Source organism: Paenibacillus sp. S-38 (genome assembly GCF_049942825.1).
Taxonomy (GTDB): Bacteria; Bacillota; Bacilli; order Paenibacillales; family NBRC-103111; genus Paenibacillus_G.
Map to the genome: position 1 here is coordinate 6,127,811 of NZ_CP187970.1, position 16,940 is coordinate 6,144,750.

General features: G+C 62.9%; 9 protein-coding genes. All 9 read right to left on the minus strand.

The window, feature by feature from the left end; translation table 11 throughout:
* Positions 1-16 precede the first annotated feature (16 nt).
* The 9 genes from ACP26L_RS27045 to ACP26L_RS27085 all read right to left on the minus strand — a co-directional run bounded on the left by ACP26L_RS27045 (position 17) and on the right by ACP26L_RS27085 (position 16,746).
* Entirely contained in the window at positions 17-982 is a 966-nt protein-coding gene (locus ACP26L_RS27045; RefSeq protein WP_426448050.1) for an ABC transporter permease, read from the minus strand.
* A gap of 347 nt (positions 983-1,329) precedes the next feature.
* Positions 1,330-1,455, minus strand: coding sequence for a hypothetical protein (locus ACP26L_RS27050; RefSeq protein WP_426448052.1), 126 nt, complete (start codon positions 1,453-1,455; stop codon positions 1,330-1,332).
* Positions 1,456-1,577: 122 nt separating this feature from the next.
* Positions 1,578-3,902 carry an AraC family transcriptional regulator gene (locus ACP26L_RS27055; RefSeq protein WP_426448054.1) on the minus strand — a complete coding sequence of 775 codons (2,325 nt, stop codon included), beginning with the start codon at positions 3,900-3,902 and terminating at the stop codon, positions 1,578-1,580.
* A gap of 430 nt (positions 3,903-4,332) precedes the next feature.
* Complete coding sequence (locus tag ACP26L_RS27060) at positions 4,333-5,889, minus strand: glycoside hydrolase family 43 protein (protein WP_426448055.1); 1,557 nt, start codon at positions 5,887-5,889, stop codon at positions 4,333-4,335.
* A 372-nt stretch (positions 5,890-6,261) separates the two neighbouring features.
* On the minus strand, positions 6,262-12,150 hold the full coding sequence (locus ACP26L_RS27065) for a pectinesterase family protein (RefSeq protein WP_426448057.1): 5,889 nt from the start codon (positions 12,148-12,150) through the stop codon (positions 6,262-6,264).
* A gap of 560 nt (positions 12,151-12,710) precedes the next feature.
* Positions 12,711-13,070, minus strand: coding sequence for a Lin0512 family protein (locus ACP26L_RS27070; RefSeq protein ID WP_426448058.1), 360 nt, complete (start codon positions 13,068-13,070; stop codon positions 12,711-12,713).
* Positions 13,071-13,109: 39 nt separating this feature from the next.
* Complete coding sequence (locus tag ACP26L_RS27075; protein WP_426448060.1) at positions 13,110-13,436, minus strand: DMT family transporter; 327 nt, start codon at positions 13,434-13,436, stop codon at positions 13,110-13,112.
* Positions 13,437-13,581: 145 nt separating this feature from the next.
* Positions 13,582-14,682 (minus strand): glycosyltransferase, encoded by a 1,101-nt coding sequence (locus tag ACP26L_RS27080; protein ID WP_426448061.1) that lies wholly within the window; start codon positions 14,680-14,682, stop codon positions 13,582-13,584.
* A 24-nt stretch (positions 14,683-14,706) separates the two neighbouring features.
* Positions 14,707-16,746: an NTTRR-F1 domain gene (locus ACP26L_RS27085; protein WP_426448063.1), complete on the minus strand. Its 2,040-nt coding sequence runs from the start codon at positions 16,744-16,746 to the stop codon at positions 14,707-14,709.
* Between the last annotated feature and the right edge of the window lie 194 nt (positions 16,747-16,940).

Here is a 16,940-nt window from a genome sequence, read left to right on the forward strand (position 1 = left end):
CTCCTCCTCTCGGGCGCTAGTAGACGCCTTCCTCACCGAATTTTTTGGCCAGCCGGTTGGCCCCCAGCACGAGAACCAGCCCCACGAGGGATTTGAACAAGCCCACCGCCGCACTGTAGCTGTACTGGGCCTGCGCCAGGCCCTTCACATACACGTAGGTGTCGAAAACCTCGCCCACCTCCCGGTTGGTCGGCGTCAGCATGAGGAAGATGTGCTCGAAGCCCGAGTCGAGAAAGTTGCCGAGCCGCAGGATGAGCAGGATGATGATCGTGCTGCGGATGGCCGGCAGCGTGATGTGCCAGAGCTGGCGCCAGCGGCCCGCCCCGTCGATCCGCGCCGCTTCATAGAGCTGCAGGTCGACGCCGGCCAGCGCCGCCAGGAAAATAATCGTGCCCCAGCCGACTTCCTTCCAGATCGACTGCGTGATGATCATCGTCCGGAACCACTCGGGCTCAAGCAGGAAGGCGACCTTCTCGCCGAACAGGTAGAAGAGCAGCTCGTTGAGCACCCCGTTCTCAGTCGTCAGCAGCATGTAAAAGATCCCCACGACAACGACCCACGACACAAAATGCGGAATATATACCAGCGTCTGCACGAACCGCTTGAACCGCTCTCGCCGTACCTCGTTCATCATCAGAGCGAGCACGATCGGCAGCGGAAAGAAGAAGATCAGGTTGTAGAGTGCAAGGACGACGGTATTGCGGAACAGCGTCCAGAACTGCGGCTCCGCGAAGAAGCGCCGGAAGTGCTTCAGCCCCACCCAAGGGCTGTCGGCGTACCCGAGATGCGGCTTGAAGTCCTGGAACGCCATAACCACCCCGTACATCGGTACATACTTGAAGATGATAAAATAAGCGACGCCCGGCAGCAGCATGAGATACAGCCACTTGTCCCGGATCACGTCCCTGAGCCAGGCGCTGCGGCTCTTCAGCCGGGCATCCGCGCCCGACCCGCCGGCAGGCCATGCCGATTCTGCCTTCATGTTCCCGGTCCTCCCCGTGAATTGGTGATGTCCCCATTATCCGGGGAGGAGACGCGCCAGGCTATAGCCGGGGGATAACTTCCTTTGGGGGGACCAGAGGAATAGGCGCTGCAGAGGGCGATGCCGAACGGGCGCATAGCCTTGAAGCAACCCCGTGTGCAGAAAGCAACCAGGCCTGGGCATGGGCTCTACCGGTATCCGGCGGGAGAGGAAGAAAGGCGGCTTGCTCCAGGGGAAGCAGCCCGGCGGTTGACCGGGAGACGGAATGTTCCTTGCCCCAGGCGCGGGGCTGCAGGCAGCGGCTCACCATGCTGCGGTTCTCCAATATGCGGGATCGGTGCGGAAGCTTATCCGGCACCGGCGATGGAAGGGGCGCCTGCAGGCTGCCGACTCGCCGGCCCCCTGGCCTGCCTGCCAAAGTCGTCCGTCCCGCCCGCTCTATTGCCCTGCGGCAGCCTTTCTCCTTTTTGCACGTGCACATGTCGGACCATCCGCTATCCCTGCCGTAAGGTCAGCCTGCGGCCCCTTCTCCATCTTGAGAGTCGGCACGGCATACCAAACGGGGCAGTCCCGGCCGGGCTCCCCGTGTGGCGTGTTATCCTTGCTGGTCGATGAGGTCCCTGTACTGACCCGGCGTCATGCCGAAGGTCTTGCGGAAGCTGCGGATGAATGCGCTGATGTTCTTGTACTGCAGCTTCTCCCCCACCTCGGAGATCTTCAGCGTGGTCGTCTCCAGCAGCACCTTGGCCATGTTCATCCGGTATTCGGAGAGATAGTCGCTGAACGGCACGCCCATCTCCCGCTTGAATACCCGGCTGAGGTACACGGGGTGAAAATTCAGCTCCGCCGCGCACGACTCCAGCGTGATGTCCCCATCGTACCCCTCGTGGATCATGCCGACGAGGCGGTCCGCGATGTTCACGTACTGCGATTCGTTCTTCTCGGAGAGCAGGGCAATGATCGGCGCGAACAGGCGGGTGGCGAACCAGAGCGAGATCTCTTCCCGGGTGCGCAGCCGCATCAGCCGCTCCACCGCGCTGTCGCCCGCCAGCACCTTGCGCAGCGGGACGCCCTGGTCCTGCACGAGCAGCAGCAGGCGGCTCATGAGCTGAAGCAGCAGCAGATGGTGCTCCTGCGTGAAGCTGTCCTTATGCAGCACCGCCGACAGATACTGGTCGAAGACCGCGGACGCCCGCTCGGGCTGCATCTCCCGCAGGGCCTGCACGAGCTGCTCCTCGAGCACCTTGAGATGGGCGTAGACCGTGGTGCCGCTGCCTTCCTGCCGGGCGATATCCTCGTAGCGCACGATAATCTCCGGGCCGAGCGAGATGCGGCACTTCAGGGCGTCGAGGCTCTCGCCGTAGGCCTTGACCGTATCGGACAGCCGGGTGAAAGGCTGCGAGATGCCGATGCTCACCTGAAGCTGCAGGTAACTCCCCACATGGGTACGGATCGCCTCCGCCGTGTGGTAGAATTCCTCCTTCAGCGCCTCAGGGTCCTCCGTCTGGGAGGCCAGCAGGGTGACCTGCGTTTCGTCGAGCAGAATCGGAGAGAACCGGCCGGAGGACGGAAGCAGCTCGCCGACAATGTTGTTCACGGCAAACAGCAGCAGCTCCCGGTCTTCCTCCGCATATCGGGTCTCCTGCAGGTTGTCGATCGCCAGCGTCAGCACCCCGAGGCCCTTCCACCCTTGGGGGAAGCCGTACATCTGGGAACGGTATTCCACGTCGTTCGTGGAGATCTGGCCCGTGAACAGCTTCAGCACGAAGAACTCCTTGAGGTGGCCGGCCTGCCCCTCCATCCTCTCCTGCAGCTGGGACCGGGAGACGGCCAGCGACTGAAGGCTCTGCCGGATGTAGGCGATCTCGTCGCCGCCTTCCCTTGCTTCCTCCGGCCGCTCCGGCGTCAGCCCCCGGCTGTATTCGAGCAGGCTGCGGATCGGCGAGTACATGCGCCGGGAGCCGATGTACGCGAAGATGAGCACCAGCAGAAGAATCAGCGCGCATGCAGCTCCGGTGACCAGCGCGATCTTCTTCGGCTCCTTCGTGATCTCCGCCTGCGAGATCAGGGACACATACGTCCATCCGTTGTACCCGGAGGTGCGGTACAGCACGCTGACCTTCTCGCCGCCCGCCTCCGCATGGAAGAAGCCGGTCCGGCCGCCCGGGCTGCCGGCCAGCTCGGCGATTCGGCTATTGATGTCCGCCAGCTGCGCCTGCTCCTCCGGCGCCGCCAGGAAAGCAAGACCGCTGCCGTCCAGCACATAGTTGTTCCCCAGGCGGTTCTTCGGGGCGAGCAGATCGCGGATGTCATCCTTCGCCAGATGGACGACGAGCAGCCCTTTGGGCGCCATGGAGCGGGGCAGCAGCGGGATTTTGTGCACCAGCGTCACCGTCTCGGTGGTGGTGTCCACCGATTCCACTCCCGGCGACACACCGCTCGACGACACGGGAACCGGGCGGCCCCGCGTGCTCCAGAAGATGCTTGCCGGGTGCATCGCGTAAGCGGCGAATTCCCGGCGGTTCTCCATCGCACTCAGCTTGTAGAGCATCCCGAGCGAGACGGCCCAATCGCGGTCGATATTGACGAGATACGCCTGCTTGATGACCGCCTCCGTCTGCAAATGGGACAGCTCGGCCGACAGCTCGCGCACCTCCGGGAACTCGCCCGGCGTCAGCGTTTCGTTCATCGCCGCTTTGACGCGGGAGGAGGAGACGAATTGGGTTGCCGACATCTCGAGCGACTTCAGCGTCTGTTCGACCCGCATCTGGGTCTGGGACAGCAGCTGCATGTTCCCTTCACTTACTTTTTTCTCGATATCCCCTGCCGCGATATAGTAGGAGACGATGCCGATGAACACGGTTGGCAGCGCACCCAGTACCAGACTGAAGACCAGCAGCCGAAGCAAATAACCCTTCATGTCGATTTCTACCCCTTCCCGGAAGGGCAGGCTTCTGCTCTCGTGTCGGTTCGTCCTGGTGTCTGGTGTGCCGCCCTGCCCTGCTCGCAGTATATTCATGTCAAGTATCGCCTACAGCCCGTACTGCTTACAAGAGAAAAAATAGAGCGCTTTCTTTATAAATCAGTGGAAAGCCGTCAAATCCCCCGGAAGGAAGCTGTCACAACACTCCCCGCCTCCGCTGCGTCCCCCTCCAGGCTCCATGCCGACTGCAATGGGATTCGCCGCTGCCCGCTTAGCCCGGCATGCCGCCTCCCGCCCTAAGACGCAGGGACCGGAAACGGGTTCCGGTCCCTGTATCCTGCTATGGCTGCGGAAGGGAAGAGCATGCTGCCGGCCGGATCGGTACGGTCCGCACGTCCTCACCGGTCTTTCCCTTCATCCCGCTTCCTTACACGGACTCCACGCGGAACCAAGGGAAGTCGGCATGACCGCCGTCCCCTCCGAGGCAGAACAAGCCGAGCTTCGCGCCGACCCATCCGCCCGGGACGGCATCGAACGGCTCGCCGATCGTCTCGTACTCGGCACCGTCCAGGCTGTACTCGAAGGTGCATACGGCTTCAAGCACGATCTTCACCCGCAGATAGACCCGCACGGCAGCGTCCAGCGCCACCACCGCCGCCACGGCTTCGGAAGAGGATTCTTTATTGCCCGTCCCAGCGACGAAAACGAGCTCCGTCCGCTGTCCAGTGCTGCGCAGGGCGGCATAGCGGTAGTCGTGGCCGAACACGGTCAGGCCGGCCAGCGTCTCGCCGGAGCCCGGCGTGAGCGTCAGTGCGGTGGAGGCTGTCAGCTCAGGTGCCGGAAGCTTCTGGCAGAGCACGTTCGGCGCATCGTAGAACGTCGTCGACCCTTCCGGCAGCGCGCGGGCGAACAGCCGCAGCTGGCCCGGATTTTCCGTGAGCGAGTGCCAGCCCGGTTCGCGGTTGCCCTGCCACTGCCACTGCAGGCCGAGCTCCGCCTTCTCGAACTCGTCGGAGGTCTCCGGTACGGCAGGAGGATAGGTGCGGCCGACATCCGGCTTCTTATGGGTGAGCACCGGCTCGCCGATGCCGTCACCGTTCGTGTCGATCCCCATCACCGGCCAGTCGTTCTCCCAGCCCATCGGCTGGAGGTGGACGATCCGCCCGTAAGCCTCGCGGTCCTGGAAGTGGAGGAACCACGATTCGCCGGACTCCAGCTCGACATAGCCGCCCTGGTGCGGTCCGTTCACGATGCTGTCCCCCTGGTGGAGCACAACCTTCTCCTCATAGGGGCCGAAGACCGAGCGCGAGCGGAGCACCAGCTGCCATCCAACCGATACGCCGCCGGCCGGAGCAAAGATGTAATAATAGCCGTTCCGCTTATAGAACTTCGGCCCTTCGACCGTCGGGTGATGCTCCGTACCGTCGAATATCATCACGCCGTCGTCGAGCAGCGACCTGCCGTCCGGGCTCATCCGGCACACCTGCAGACGGCTCTTGATGCCGCAGCGGCTCTTCGCGAACGCATGCACGAGATAGGCCTGTCCGTCCTCATCCCACAGCGGGCAGGTGTCGATGATGCCTTTGGCCTCCTTCACCAGGTGCAGCGGGGACCAGGGACCCGCCGGATTCTCGGCGTTCGTCATGTAGACTCCCTCGTCCGGGAAGCCGACGTAGATCCAGTACTTGCCGTCGTGGTACCGCAGGCTGGGCGCCCAGACGCCGTCCCCGTGGCGGACCTTGCCGTTGAAGCTGTCCGGCAGCCGGTCCACGGCATGGGTCAGGATCGTCCAGTTCACGAGATCCTTGGAGTGCAGGATCGGCAGGCCCGGTGAGCTGACGAAGCTCGAGGCGGTCATATAAAAATCTTCTCCGACGCGGATCACATCGGGATCCGAATAGTCGGCATACAGGATCGGATTGCGGTACTGCCCGCTGCCGAGGTCCGCGTACCATACGGGTTGTTCTTGTGAAGTCGTATTCATGGTTTGATGAGCCCCTTTCTATAGCCGTTTTTAGGATGGGAAATCGTATTCGGTCTGAAGGTAAAAGATACGGCAGCCGCAGCTGCATTCCGGAATATAGCCTTCATTCTAAAGCAAAATTATGTGCACTTCTACCTGTTTTCTTGACCCTAGGGCCCGAAAATTGTCTATCCTTGTTCCCCCAAAGAAAAGCTTATCCCCTGCTCTAAGCGGAGCAGGGGATAAGCGGAAGACTACAGCGCCGGGTTCCCGGCGCGGGAGAGGGAATCTCCCGGCGGACGATCCCCCAAGGGGCGGCAGGCAGGGCACCTGCCGGCTTCCTTACCCCTCCGCCTGCAAGGATGCTGCCGGATGGAACAGTTCGGCGCCTTTTTACGGCTTCACCGATACCTTCACTACGGCATCCGTTCGGTTGCCTGCCTTATCCGTCGCCGTATACGTAATCGTATAGACGCGATCTCCGTAGCGCTCCGCCCGGAGCTGGAAATCAGCGTCATTCGTCCCGTAAGCCGCGCCTTGGATGTCCTTCGGCAGATCATCCCGGCCAAGACCCGCGTCCGCTTCGCTGCTTGTAATGGACTTCAGCACGACGGACGCGATGCCGGAGCCCGAATCCGAGCTCTTCACCGTCACATGGATGGGAACCATGCGGTGGTTCGGCGGCCAGAGCTTCGATGTATTGACGCTGAGCGTCAGCGACGGCGCCGACTTGTCGATCACGCTGACCCTCGCGGTGGCCGAGCCCTTATTGCCCGCCGCATCCACGAAGGTGAAGGTGAACGAACCGTTGGCCTCGAAGGTGTAGCTGAGGGACCCGTTATTGTTCGTGACGGTCACCGGCTCGCTCGGCACGATCGTGGCTGTCACCGACCCGTTCGTCGGACCGTAAGCGCTGTACGTAACCGTGGCGGTGGGCGGCACGGTGTCCACCGGCTTATCCACCCGGAAATGAACCTGGTACGTACCGGCGGTACCGTCCTGGGCGGTTACCTTCACAGAAGCCGTCCCCGGAAGCGCCGCAGCCTGCTCGACCTGCACTGCGGAGCCTGCCGCGTAGACAGACGCAGTAACGGTCGGTGCGGCTGTGGTTCCCGCCGGCAGGAGCACTTCATACTCCGTGATCTCCGGACGGAAGCCCGCTACGGGCACCCCGTCCGTCTTCAACGCAGCGAGCTGGGTACTGCCGCCGAGCAGCGGAGTGCGCTTCAGCGGATTCCAGCCGTCCGTGCCCGGAAGCGTGACTTCCGGCAGCAGGGCGGCCGCTTCCTCTGCCGTCAGCTGCTTCGACCAGCGGTAGCGGTCCTGCGGCTTCGCCCCCGGCCCGTAGCTCGCGTATTCGTTGTAGCTCGCCGTCAGCTCGTTGGCGGCATTGCCCCAGTTATCCCAGCCGGTCGGCCGGATATGGTCGTCCATATACGTGTTGACATAGCTGACCTTGGCATAAGGTCTCCAAGGGCGGCCGAGCGCGACGGTGCCGGTGAGTCCGGGCTCCGCCGTCAGCCGGCTGTTCAGGAACAGGTAGCCCATGCCGCCCTGCGGCGTGGAGGCTGCCGTAACGTAGCCTCCGGCCAAGCTGTGGATCACGCAGTTCTGGAAGACGAGCGAGGCGGAGCCGAAGATGTAGTCGACGGTGCCTTCAATATGGCTGTCCACGAACACCTGGCGGCCGTCGTTCGCGTAGAACGTATCCTGGAAGGCCGTCAGCTTGACGCTGCGGAAGAACATCCGGTCTCCCTTGGTCAAGAGCGCCACCGCCTGACCGGCGAACTGGCCGGCATCGTTGGCGACCGTCAGGTTCTCTGCGGTGAAGTCATTCGCCGATACCGTGAACGAGGCGCTGCCGGTGGTGCCGAGCTCGCGGCCGCTCGCATCCAGTGTCTTGGCGCTGTCGCCGTAGATCAGCACGGTGCCTTCCCGGCTCTCGCCGATCATGCGGATCTTCACTTTGGAGGAAGGAATGTTGAGCTTCTCGCGGTATACACCGTCCTTGATCTTAATGACTGTCGTGACCGGGCTGTTGTCCGGCACGGCGTTAATCGCCTCCTGCACCTTGGCGTACATGCCGCTGCCGTCCGCCGCTACCGTCAGTACGGCAGCCGGCGCCTCCTGCACAGGGGCGGTCGACCCGCTCTCCCCCGCGGCATTGACGGCGCTGACAAGGTAGTAATAGGTCTTCCCGTTCACCAACCCGGTATCCTTATAGGTGGTGCCGGACACCTGCGAAGCGATCGTCACGAATCCGCCGTCCGGGCTCTCGCTCCGCTTGACGCTGTAGGCATCGGCACCGGATGCCGCCGTCCAGAACAGCGCGGCTTCCCCGCTGCCCGGCTCCGCCCGCAGTCCCTGCGGAACGGCCGGCACACCCCCGGCTGCGGCAGGACGTACGGCCGCTGGAGCGGAGTCGAGCCCGCGTACCTCGTCGTTGCGTGCCGTCACGGTGTAGTAGTACGGCACGCCTTGCGGCAGACCTTCCTCCCTGTACGAGAGGCCGGCCGTATCCGTCAGGGCCGTATAAGGTCCTTCCGGCGCTGCGGCACGCTTCACTTCATAGGAGGATGCACCCTCCACCGCATTCCAGCTCAGCGTAACGCTGTCTGCTCCGGCTGTTCCCGTCACGGCAGGCGTTCCGAGCGCCGCCGCCGGCAGCACGGTTACGGCCGGAGCGTCCGCCCCTTCCCCGCCCACGCTGGAGGCCGACACGGTGTAATAGTAAGGGGTGCCGTTGATAAGACCCCCATCGCGGAAGGTCGTGCCGGTTACCTTGGCCGCCACCACGGTGAACGGTCCTGCTGCATTCTCAGCACGCTTAACGGTGTAGTACGAGGCGCCTTCTGACGGCTGCCACGTGAGGTCCGCCTGCGTGCTGCGGGCCTGCGCCGTCAGCCCTGCCGGAGCCTCCGGCTTCACGGCGTCCTCGGACGGCGTCACGGCAATCTGCCCGGACGGTCCGCTCTCGCCGGTCGGCCCGGTGGCCGTGACGACATAGTAGTACGTCGTCCCGTTCGTGAGGCCTTCGTCAATATACTGCGTCGTCGTTAGGCCGGACGCCACAGCCGTGTAAGGGCCTCCGCTGACGTTGGACCGCTTCACCGTATAGGAAGCGGCACCGGCCGCTGACGTCCAGTTCAGCTGGACCTTGCCGCTGCCCGGAAGCGCCGTAAGTCCCTGAGGTGTGGCGATCGGCTCCACATACACTTTGAGGTTATCGTAATACAGCGTGCCTTTGCCCGTCCCCGGCGTCTTCGCCAGAATCCGGCCGATACCCGCGCCCGCCAGATCGGCCTGGAAGTCCACACCGAGAGCTGCCGGAGCGCCGTCCATATAGATATCCGCCTTCTTGCCAGGCACATCCGCTACAATCTTGAGATTGTACCAGCGGTTGTTCACCGGCGGCTCGCTGATCTTGTAGTCCGCGCCGCTCTTCTTGTAGACGAACGTATTGGCCGATTCGGCGACAGGCTGGGTCGGCTTGCGGAGCTCGACCGACAGCGGCGTCTTCGTCCCCGCTTCGTCCTGCAGCTGCAGCAGCACCGAGGTGCCCGGCCACGCGGCGGAGGTCAGATCCGTCTCGATCACTACGGCACCGGTCTGCGGTGCGAACTTGCGGACGAACTGCGTATTGCCCACTCCATTGTCGTACACGATCATCGCCACCGAAGAGGAGTTGCCTGTCGTTCCCGCAGGCACAGGTACGGCGCCTACTTTGTGGTCGGCATCCTGCGGATCCGGCGTAATCGTGTAGCCCGCCGGCAGCGTTCCCTCCGCCAGTCCTTCGTAGCTGTCGTTCACCAGGTAGATCGTTCCTGTGGTTCCGGTCGGCTCCGCGCTGACCTCGGCCGAGTTGAAGCTCTCGCCCTGGGCGTTGGCTGCGGTCACCACGTAATAATATTTCAGGCCGGCGGTCAGCCCTGTGTCCGTATAGCTCGGCTGCGTCAGCCCCTGCGCCGCCACGGTGTAAGGGCCGCCGGGCAGCTCGCTGCGCTTCACCGTATAGCTCTGTGCCGTACTGACCGGACTCCAGTTCAAGGTTACCTGCTTGTCGCCCGCAGCCGCCTGCACCCCTTGGGGCGCGGTCGGGTAATCCGCCGGAAGCGCGCGCACGGCAGCGCCGGAGAAGACCGATGTATTGTACTTCTGGACATCGTCGTCGGCATCGGCGGCATCCGCTGCGAGACCGAAGTAAGCCGTCTCGCCCATCGGGATCGAAGCGGTGCCCGCTACCGTCCAGTCCACCCCATCCTTCGACACCAGGGTCGTGAACTGGCTGCCGAGACGGACCGCCTTCACCCAATACGGCACGGAGATGAAGTCTTCCGGCTCAGTCTTCACAGCCTGGCCTTTGGCCGTTGTACGGGTGAGGGTCACGGCTTTGCGGCCCATTTTGACATATGGAATGTACAGAGCCGCCATACGGGAGCCCGCGGTCAGGTCCTCGCGGATCATCACGCCCGCTTCCGCCCCGTCGTCAGTCGCCGTCACGCTCTCTACCCGGGCGATGATCTCGCCGTTGCCCGTGAGCGGCTGATAAGCGAAGTGGACGGCATCCGCCGACCCGCCCATGAGTCCGGCCGCTTTGACCGTCACGTCGCCCGGTGTGGCTCCAAGCTGCGTATGCCCGGCTATGCCCGGCGTACCGATGTCTTTCGCCTCCCACGGAGCAGTGCTGCCGCTCGTGCTCGCATGGACGGTGACACGATCCGACTGCACCGCGGTGCCCGTATTATCGACCGCTCTGACGGTCAGATAGTGGGTCCCGTCTTTCACCTTCGGCAACGTCAGCGAGTACGGTGCGGAGGTGTCTTCGCCCAGCAGCACATCGCCGTGATAGAACTGCACCTTGGCTACCGTGCCGTCCGGATCGGAAGCCTCGGCCTGCACGGTGATATCCGATCCCGCCTCCACGATCGTATTGTGGGCCGGAGCGGTGATCGAAGCGGCCGGGCTCGCCGAGCCGTTCCCTGTGAGGGAGTTCAGGTAGACCTCCAGGTTCGTATACCCTTCGGCATTCACGAGATTGCCGTCCGCGCTATCGGCGGGATTCAGCCCGTGCTGCGCCTCCCAGCTGTCCGGCATGCCGTCTTGGTCACCGTCCGCAAGAGGCGACACCGCCTGCTCGAACTCCAGATAGCCGCCGACTTCCTTCTGGGAATTGATGTGCTCTCCTGTCCGGTTCTTCACGTCGCTGATGATCCTCGCGTCGATCGCATCGCGGCGCGGCAGTACGGCGCCGGCGCCGGCCAGCACACTGGCATAAGCCTCTTCGGCGGTCTGCGGCTGCGCCGGCTCGAGCATGGCCACCGGCTCGGCAAGCTTGGCGTCGGGGCTGGCCAGCGAACCCACGCCTTTCCAGTTGTCCGCGGTCACCTCCGGATTTCCGTCCATGTAGTTCCCGCCGATGTACATCCGGGAGTCCGCCGCCACACCGACGAAGATCATGCTGCGGGCATTATAGTACGTGCTCGGCCCGTATTTGAAATAGTTGTTGCGGAGGTTGAAGCTTCCCTTCTCCCCGCCGTAAGCGGAGAAAAAGCCCCAGTTATAAATGACATTGTTGTACGCGTCCGTCTTGTCCTCCGCCGAAGTTGCCGCGAAGCGCGGGTTCCGGGAGACGTTGTGGGCGACAAGGTTGTGATGGAACGTCGTATTGCGTCCGCCCCAGATGCCTCCGTAGCCGTGCCTGCCTTTGAAGTGGGTGGTCATCAGCATGCTCTCGGACATGATCGACCACTGCACCGTCGTATTCTCGTTCTCGTACATGCTCATGACTTCATCGACCGACCAGGAGAACGAGCAGTGGTCGATGATGATGTTCTTGTGATACCGGCCTCCGAACGCGTCGTCCTCGCTCATCACCCGGTCCCCGAGCCGGAACCGCAGATAGCGGACGATGAGGTTGTCCCCATCCATCGAGGTCGTATAATCCGCGACCGTGATGCCTTCGCCCGGTGCCGTCTGGCCGGCGATCGTCAGATTCGATCCCGTGATCTTCAGCGGAGACTGCAGATGAATCGTGCCGCCGACCTTGAAGACGACCGTCCGGTTGCTGCCGGATACCGCATCCCGGAGCGAGCCCGGTCCCGAATCGGCGAGCGTCGTCACCTCATAGACGCTGCCTCCCCGGCCGCCGGTCGTATACTTGCCTCCGCCTTCCGCCCCCGGAAAGGCGGGAACGCCCGGTGCCGGCGTTTCGGCCGAAGCCGCCCCGGGCAGCATGCTTCCCAGCATGGCCATAATGAGTACGGATGCCACTGTCTTTTTCACAACCTTGCCTCCCTTTGCACTCTGATTTGATTGACTGCGCTGTCCTGCTCTGACTGCCATACTGCCTTCGGAGCTGACCGTTCTCTCCTCTCCCTGCGCCCCGGCATGCTCGTACTCACGCCATTCTCAAAGAACGGCGGATCCGTTCACCCACGGCGCCTCCTTCCCTCCGGCAGCAGTGAAAGGGAACGGCCGGACTTCCGTCCGCCTGCCGTTCCTCCCGGCCTCTCCATTATGGGCGGCAGCCTTGTGGCAGGCTATGCAGCCTGGATAACCTCTTGACTGCAGCCGGGGTCCCGACGCCGCGCAGCAGGGATGGCAGCCACTTTTGAAGCAGCCCCGCAGCTCTTCAAGTTGCCTCCGGCACAATGGTTATTTGGGGCATACCCCTTTCCGAAACACAAAAAAAGAAGCTCCCGCCCAAAAGAGCGAAGCTTCATCCAAAGCTAACACTACCAAGTCAACATTCCCAAGTTACCAAGACATTACCAAGCCACATTCCGCATGACATTCGTTCCCAAGTTCAAACCCCAAGTTCAACATCCCAAGACGAAAACCGGTCAATACCCGACTTCCACCGACGCGATCACGATATAGGCCAGGTCGTTCACATCGTCCTTCTCAGGGAGGACCACCCCGGTGCCGGTCAGCATCCCGCCGTCCGTGACCTCAAAGGTGACCTGGCCATAGGGCAGCTCGGCCCGGACCGTCTCGAGGTCGAGCTTCTCCTTGTCGGCGGGGACCGCCAGCCTCACGTTCACCTTCATGTTATGCAGGGAACCACCCGGCAGCACCGAACGCAGCCCCGGCATCGAGTTGTGGTGGATCGCATTCTGCACCGCCCGCACGGCCGCTTTCGTCACATTCTGACCATGAAGATCGATGCCCATGCCGATTTCGATAAACATGATTTTGTCCACAGTTCCATCTCCTATACGTTCATTGGTAGGTATCATGCGCTAGTGCGCCGGCCCCTTGAGATTGATCAGCACAACGCCCGCGATAATGAGCAGGATGCCGCCCGCCGTCGGCAGCGAGATCGATTCCCTCCAGACGAGCACTCCGATCGCCGCCGTCAGGGCCGTGCCGACACCCGACCAGATCGCGTAGGCGACGCTGAGCGGAATCGACTGCAGGGACAGCGACAAGGAATAGAAGGCGATCCCGAAGCCCGCAAGGACGCCCAGGGACGGCCAAAGCTTCGTGAAGCCGGCTGAAGCTTTGAGCATGGAGGTTCCGAAGAGCTCCGTTACGATGGCAAGGGCCAAGAAGAGATAAGCTTTCATTCCGTGAACTGCCTCCCCGGGTGCTGTATATTCTTTACTTTATCACATGGGGCCGTCCCGATTCCATCCGTCCGGTACCCGGCCGTCCGACCTCTGTCAACAAAAAAAGACTCCATCCGGAGTCCTTTTCTGCCCCTGCGCCGCTTCAGGCTTGATGCGGAGGAAGGGTATTCTTCAGCCTGCCTTCCAGGTATGCCTGATTGGCCAGCATCCGCGGGTCCTTCGGCAGGTAAGCCAGCGCCTGCCTGTTGTGCTCGTAAGCCCTGGCGTAATCCCCCAGCCGGTCGTAGCATACACATAGCTGCAGATGCGGCAGCCAGGACCAACACGCCTCATTCAGGATGGCCCAACGGCTTCCGGGCCGGTTCAGCCGTGCGGCCGTCTCATACCAGAATACCGCCGCCTCCAGCTCCCCGCTCTGCAGAAAGTGATAACCAAGCCGGCAGCAGTGCTCCGCCCTCGGCATCCCGTACCGGAAGGAACGAAGAGCGCTTTCAGCGAAGCGTTCCCGCTGCCCCAGCTCGTGATAGCAATCCGCCAGCTTGCCGCAGGCCTGAATGCAGTCCTCCGCCCAGCCGAGACCTTCGGACAGGAATTGCTCATACTGCTCCGCCGCCTGCTTCCACCGTCCGTGATCCCTGAGTTCATTGGCGTAGTAGTACCGGTCCCGCGGGGTGAAGGCCTCCCCCGACGCCAGCTTCCTCTCATAGATGGCGAGGTTGCGTCCCGAACGGCCCGGGCGCTCGACCGGCTGGTGGCGCACGGCAATGTCGCTGTGAAGAATATTCCCTGACACTTCCAGGTATTCATGCACGCAGCCGATCCACTGAAACTGCCGGGAGCGCTTCACGAGCCGGTTCCGCCGAAGGCTGTACACGGCGCGTCCCCGCTCGTCAAAGCTGAGCAGATACGGCATGGTCACCGAATCGACGGAGGGATCAAGCCGGCTTTTCAGCTCCCGCAGTTTCTCCGCATCCTCCGGAGCGAGCACATCGTCGGCATCCAGCCAGAGAATATAGTCGCAGGTGGCATGCCGGAACGACGCGTTACGAGCCGCAGCAAAATCGCCGATCCAGGGAAAAGAGATAACCTTATCCGTGTAGGCCCCCGCAATCTCCCTTGTGGCGTCGGCAGAACCCGTATCCACGATAACCGCCTCGTCAACCGCATCACGGACCGAGTCCATGCAGCGCGCCAGGGTCGCCTGTTCGTTGCGGACAATCATGCACAGGCTGATCGTGATCATAGGAACAACCCCTGCCTTATCGGATTAAAGGAACGCTGCAGCGTTCAGAGCACGCGAAGACACGGTGGCCGAGGAAATTCCCGATCCCGTGACGATGACCGAGATGGAGTAGCCTGCTGATATACCGGGTGCCGTATCCGTCCAGGTCATCGCTGGAATCAGCCGGGGATTCGTCCCCCCGGAAACTCTGGGCAAGGTTCTCGACAGAATTACTTCATTCAACAACACAGCTCCTCTGTACAGGCGTAAAGTAATAGTAAAGTTAAAAGTGGATCCGGTTTCCAATTGAATCAGGTCCACTTCGGCATATGCATCAAGCTTCACAGGCCGTGAAGCGAAGGTAACCGCTGTCAAGGAGGCCACTACGATTTCCGTATTAAGCGGCACGGCCACCTCCGTCCGAACCTGGGCAAAAGCATACTGCGGTGCCGGACCGGTGGCTCCTGTGGCTCCTGTGGCTCCTGTCGATCCGGTCGTGCCTGTCGGGCCCGTTGCTCCTGTTGACCCTGCTGGCCCCGTGGCCCCGGTTGCTCCAGTCGCTCCCGCAGGTCCGGTTTCACCGGTCGTGCCTGTCGGACCTGTCGCTCCGGTCGACCCCGCTGGCCCCGTAGCCCCGGTTGCTCCCGTGGCTCCAGCAGGTCCGGTTTCACCGGTCGAACCTGTCGGGCCCGTTGCTCCTGTTGAACCTGCCGGCCCCGTAGCCCCGGTCGCTCCGGTGGCTCCCGCAGGTCCGGTTTCACCGGTTGTGCCTGTCGGGCCTGTCGCTCCTGTTGAGCCCGCCGGACCCGTGGCCCCGGTCGCTCCCGTGGCTCCCACAGGTCCGGTTTCACCGGTCGTGCCTGTCGGGCCCGTCGCTCCGGTCGCCCCTGCTGGCCCCGTAGCCCCGGTCGCTCCCACAGGTCCGGTTTCACCGGTTGTGCCTGTCGGGCCTGTCGCTCCTGTTGAGCCCGCCGGACCCATGGCCCCGGTCGCTCCCGTGGCTCCCACAGGTCCGGTTTCACCGGTTGTGCCTGTCGGGCCCGTCGCTCCTGTTGAGCCTGCCGGACCCGTGGCCCCGGTCGCTCCCGTGGCTCCCGCCGGTCCGGTTTCACCCGTCGTACCTGTCGGGCCCGTCGCTCCTGTTGAGCCTGCCGGACCCGTGGCCCCGGTCGCTCCCGTGGCTCCCGCCGGTCCGGTTTCACCCGTCGTACCTGTCGGGCCTGTCGCGCCTGTCGAGCCTACAGGACCCGTGGCCCCGGTCGTGCCGGTGGCTCCCACCGGTCCGGTTTCGCCCGTCGTACCTGTCGCGCCTGTCGCGCCTGTCGAGCCTTCTGGACCCGTGGCCCCGGTCGCTCCAGTGGCTCCTGCCGGCCCTTGCTCACCAGTCGCCCCTGTCGCTCCTGCCGGCCCTTGCTCACCAGTCGCTCCCGTCGCGCCTGCCGGCCCTTGCTCACCTGTCGCTCCCGTCGCGCCTGCCGGCCCTTGCTCACCTGTCGCCCCCGTGGCGCCCGTCGCACCTGCAGGCCCTATCGGGCCTTGTCCACCCGTCGCTCCCGTGGCACCCTTGGGTCCCGCAGGACCTGTCGGACCTGCCGGGCCTGTCGCTCCCGACACCCTTACAAAAAGAACCTCGTCCACAACAACCGCCTGACTCCCCGTTAGCGAACGTTTGTTGATCACGAGCACGGCCCGGCTTACGTTAGCCGGAACAACCGCGGTGATGGCGTACAATGTCCTCCATTCTCCCGATAAGGCGTTCGGGAGGTTGTTCGAATCTACCGTAAAGTACGTCCCATACCCAATAAAAGCCCCCGCCAAATTATAATACTGCAGGGATACCAGCATCGGGGCTCCAAGACCATCCCCGAGAGAGGCCGCCGAAAAGAACAATTCATAGCTCTCACCGGCTGTTACGGCAATATTCTGTGAGATATAAGCATTAATGGCCCCGCCCAGCAGCCGGACGCAGCGGGACCCTTGAACGGCGGGGCTCGTGATGACCGCCGCGTTCACACCGTTCCAGGGAGACAGCGAGCCCGTTTCGAAGCTTGGATTGCCGATCAGATTCGTGAATATTCCTGTCATCTTTACTCGTATCCCTCCTCTCCCCCAGTATATGCAGCGGAGTTCACAGGATTTTGTACGCCCGCCCGCACCCCTCAATCCATTTTCAGCCCCATTCTAAATTGGACTGGGTTTTTAATCCATGGACAAACGCCCCTTTCCCCATTGCTGCGGCATTCGCCCCGTCGCAGCCTGCAGGAGCGGAGTATGATGTG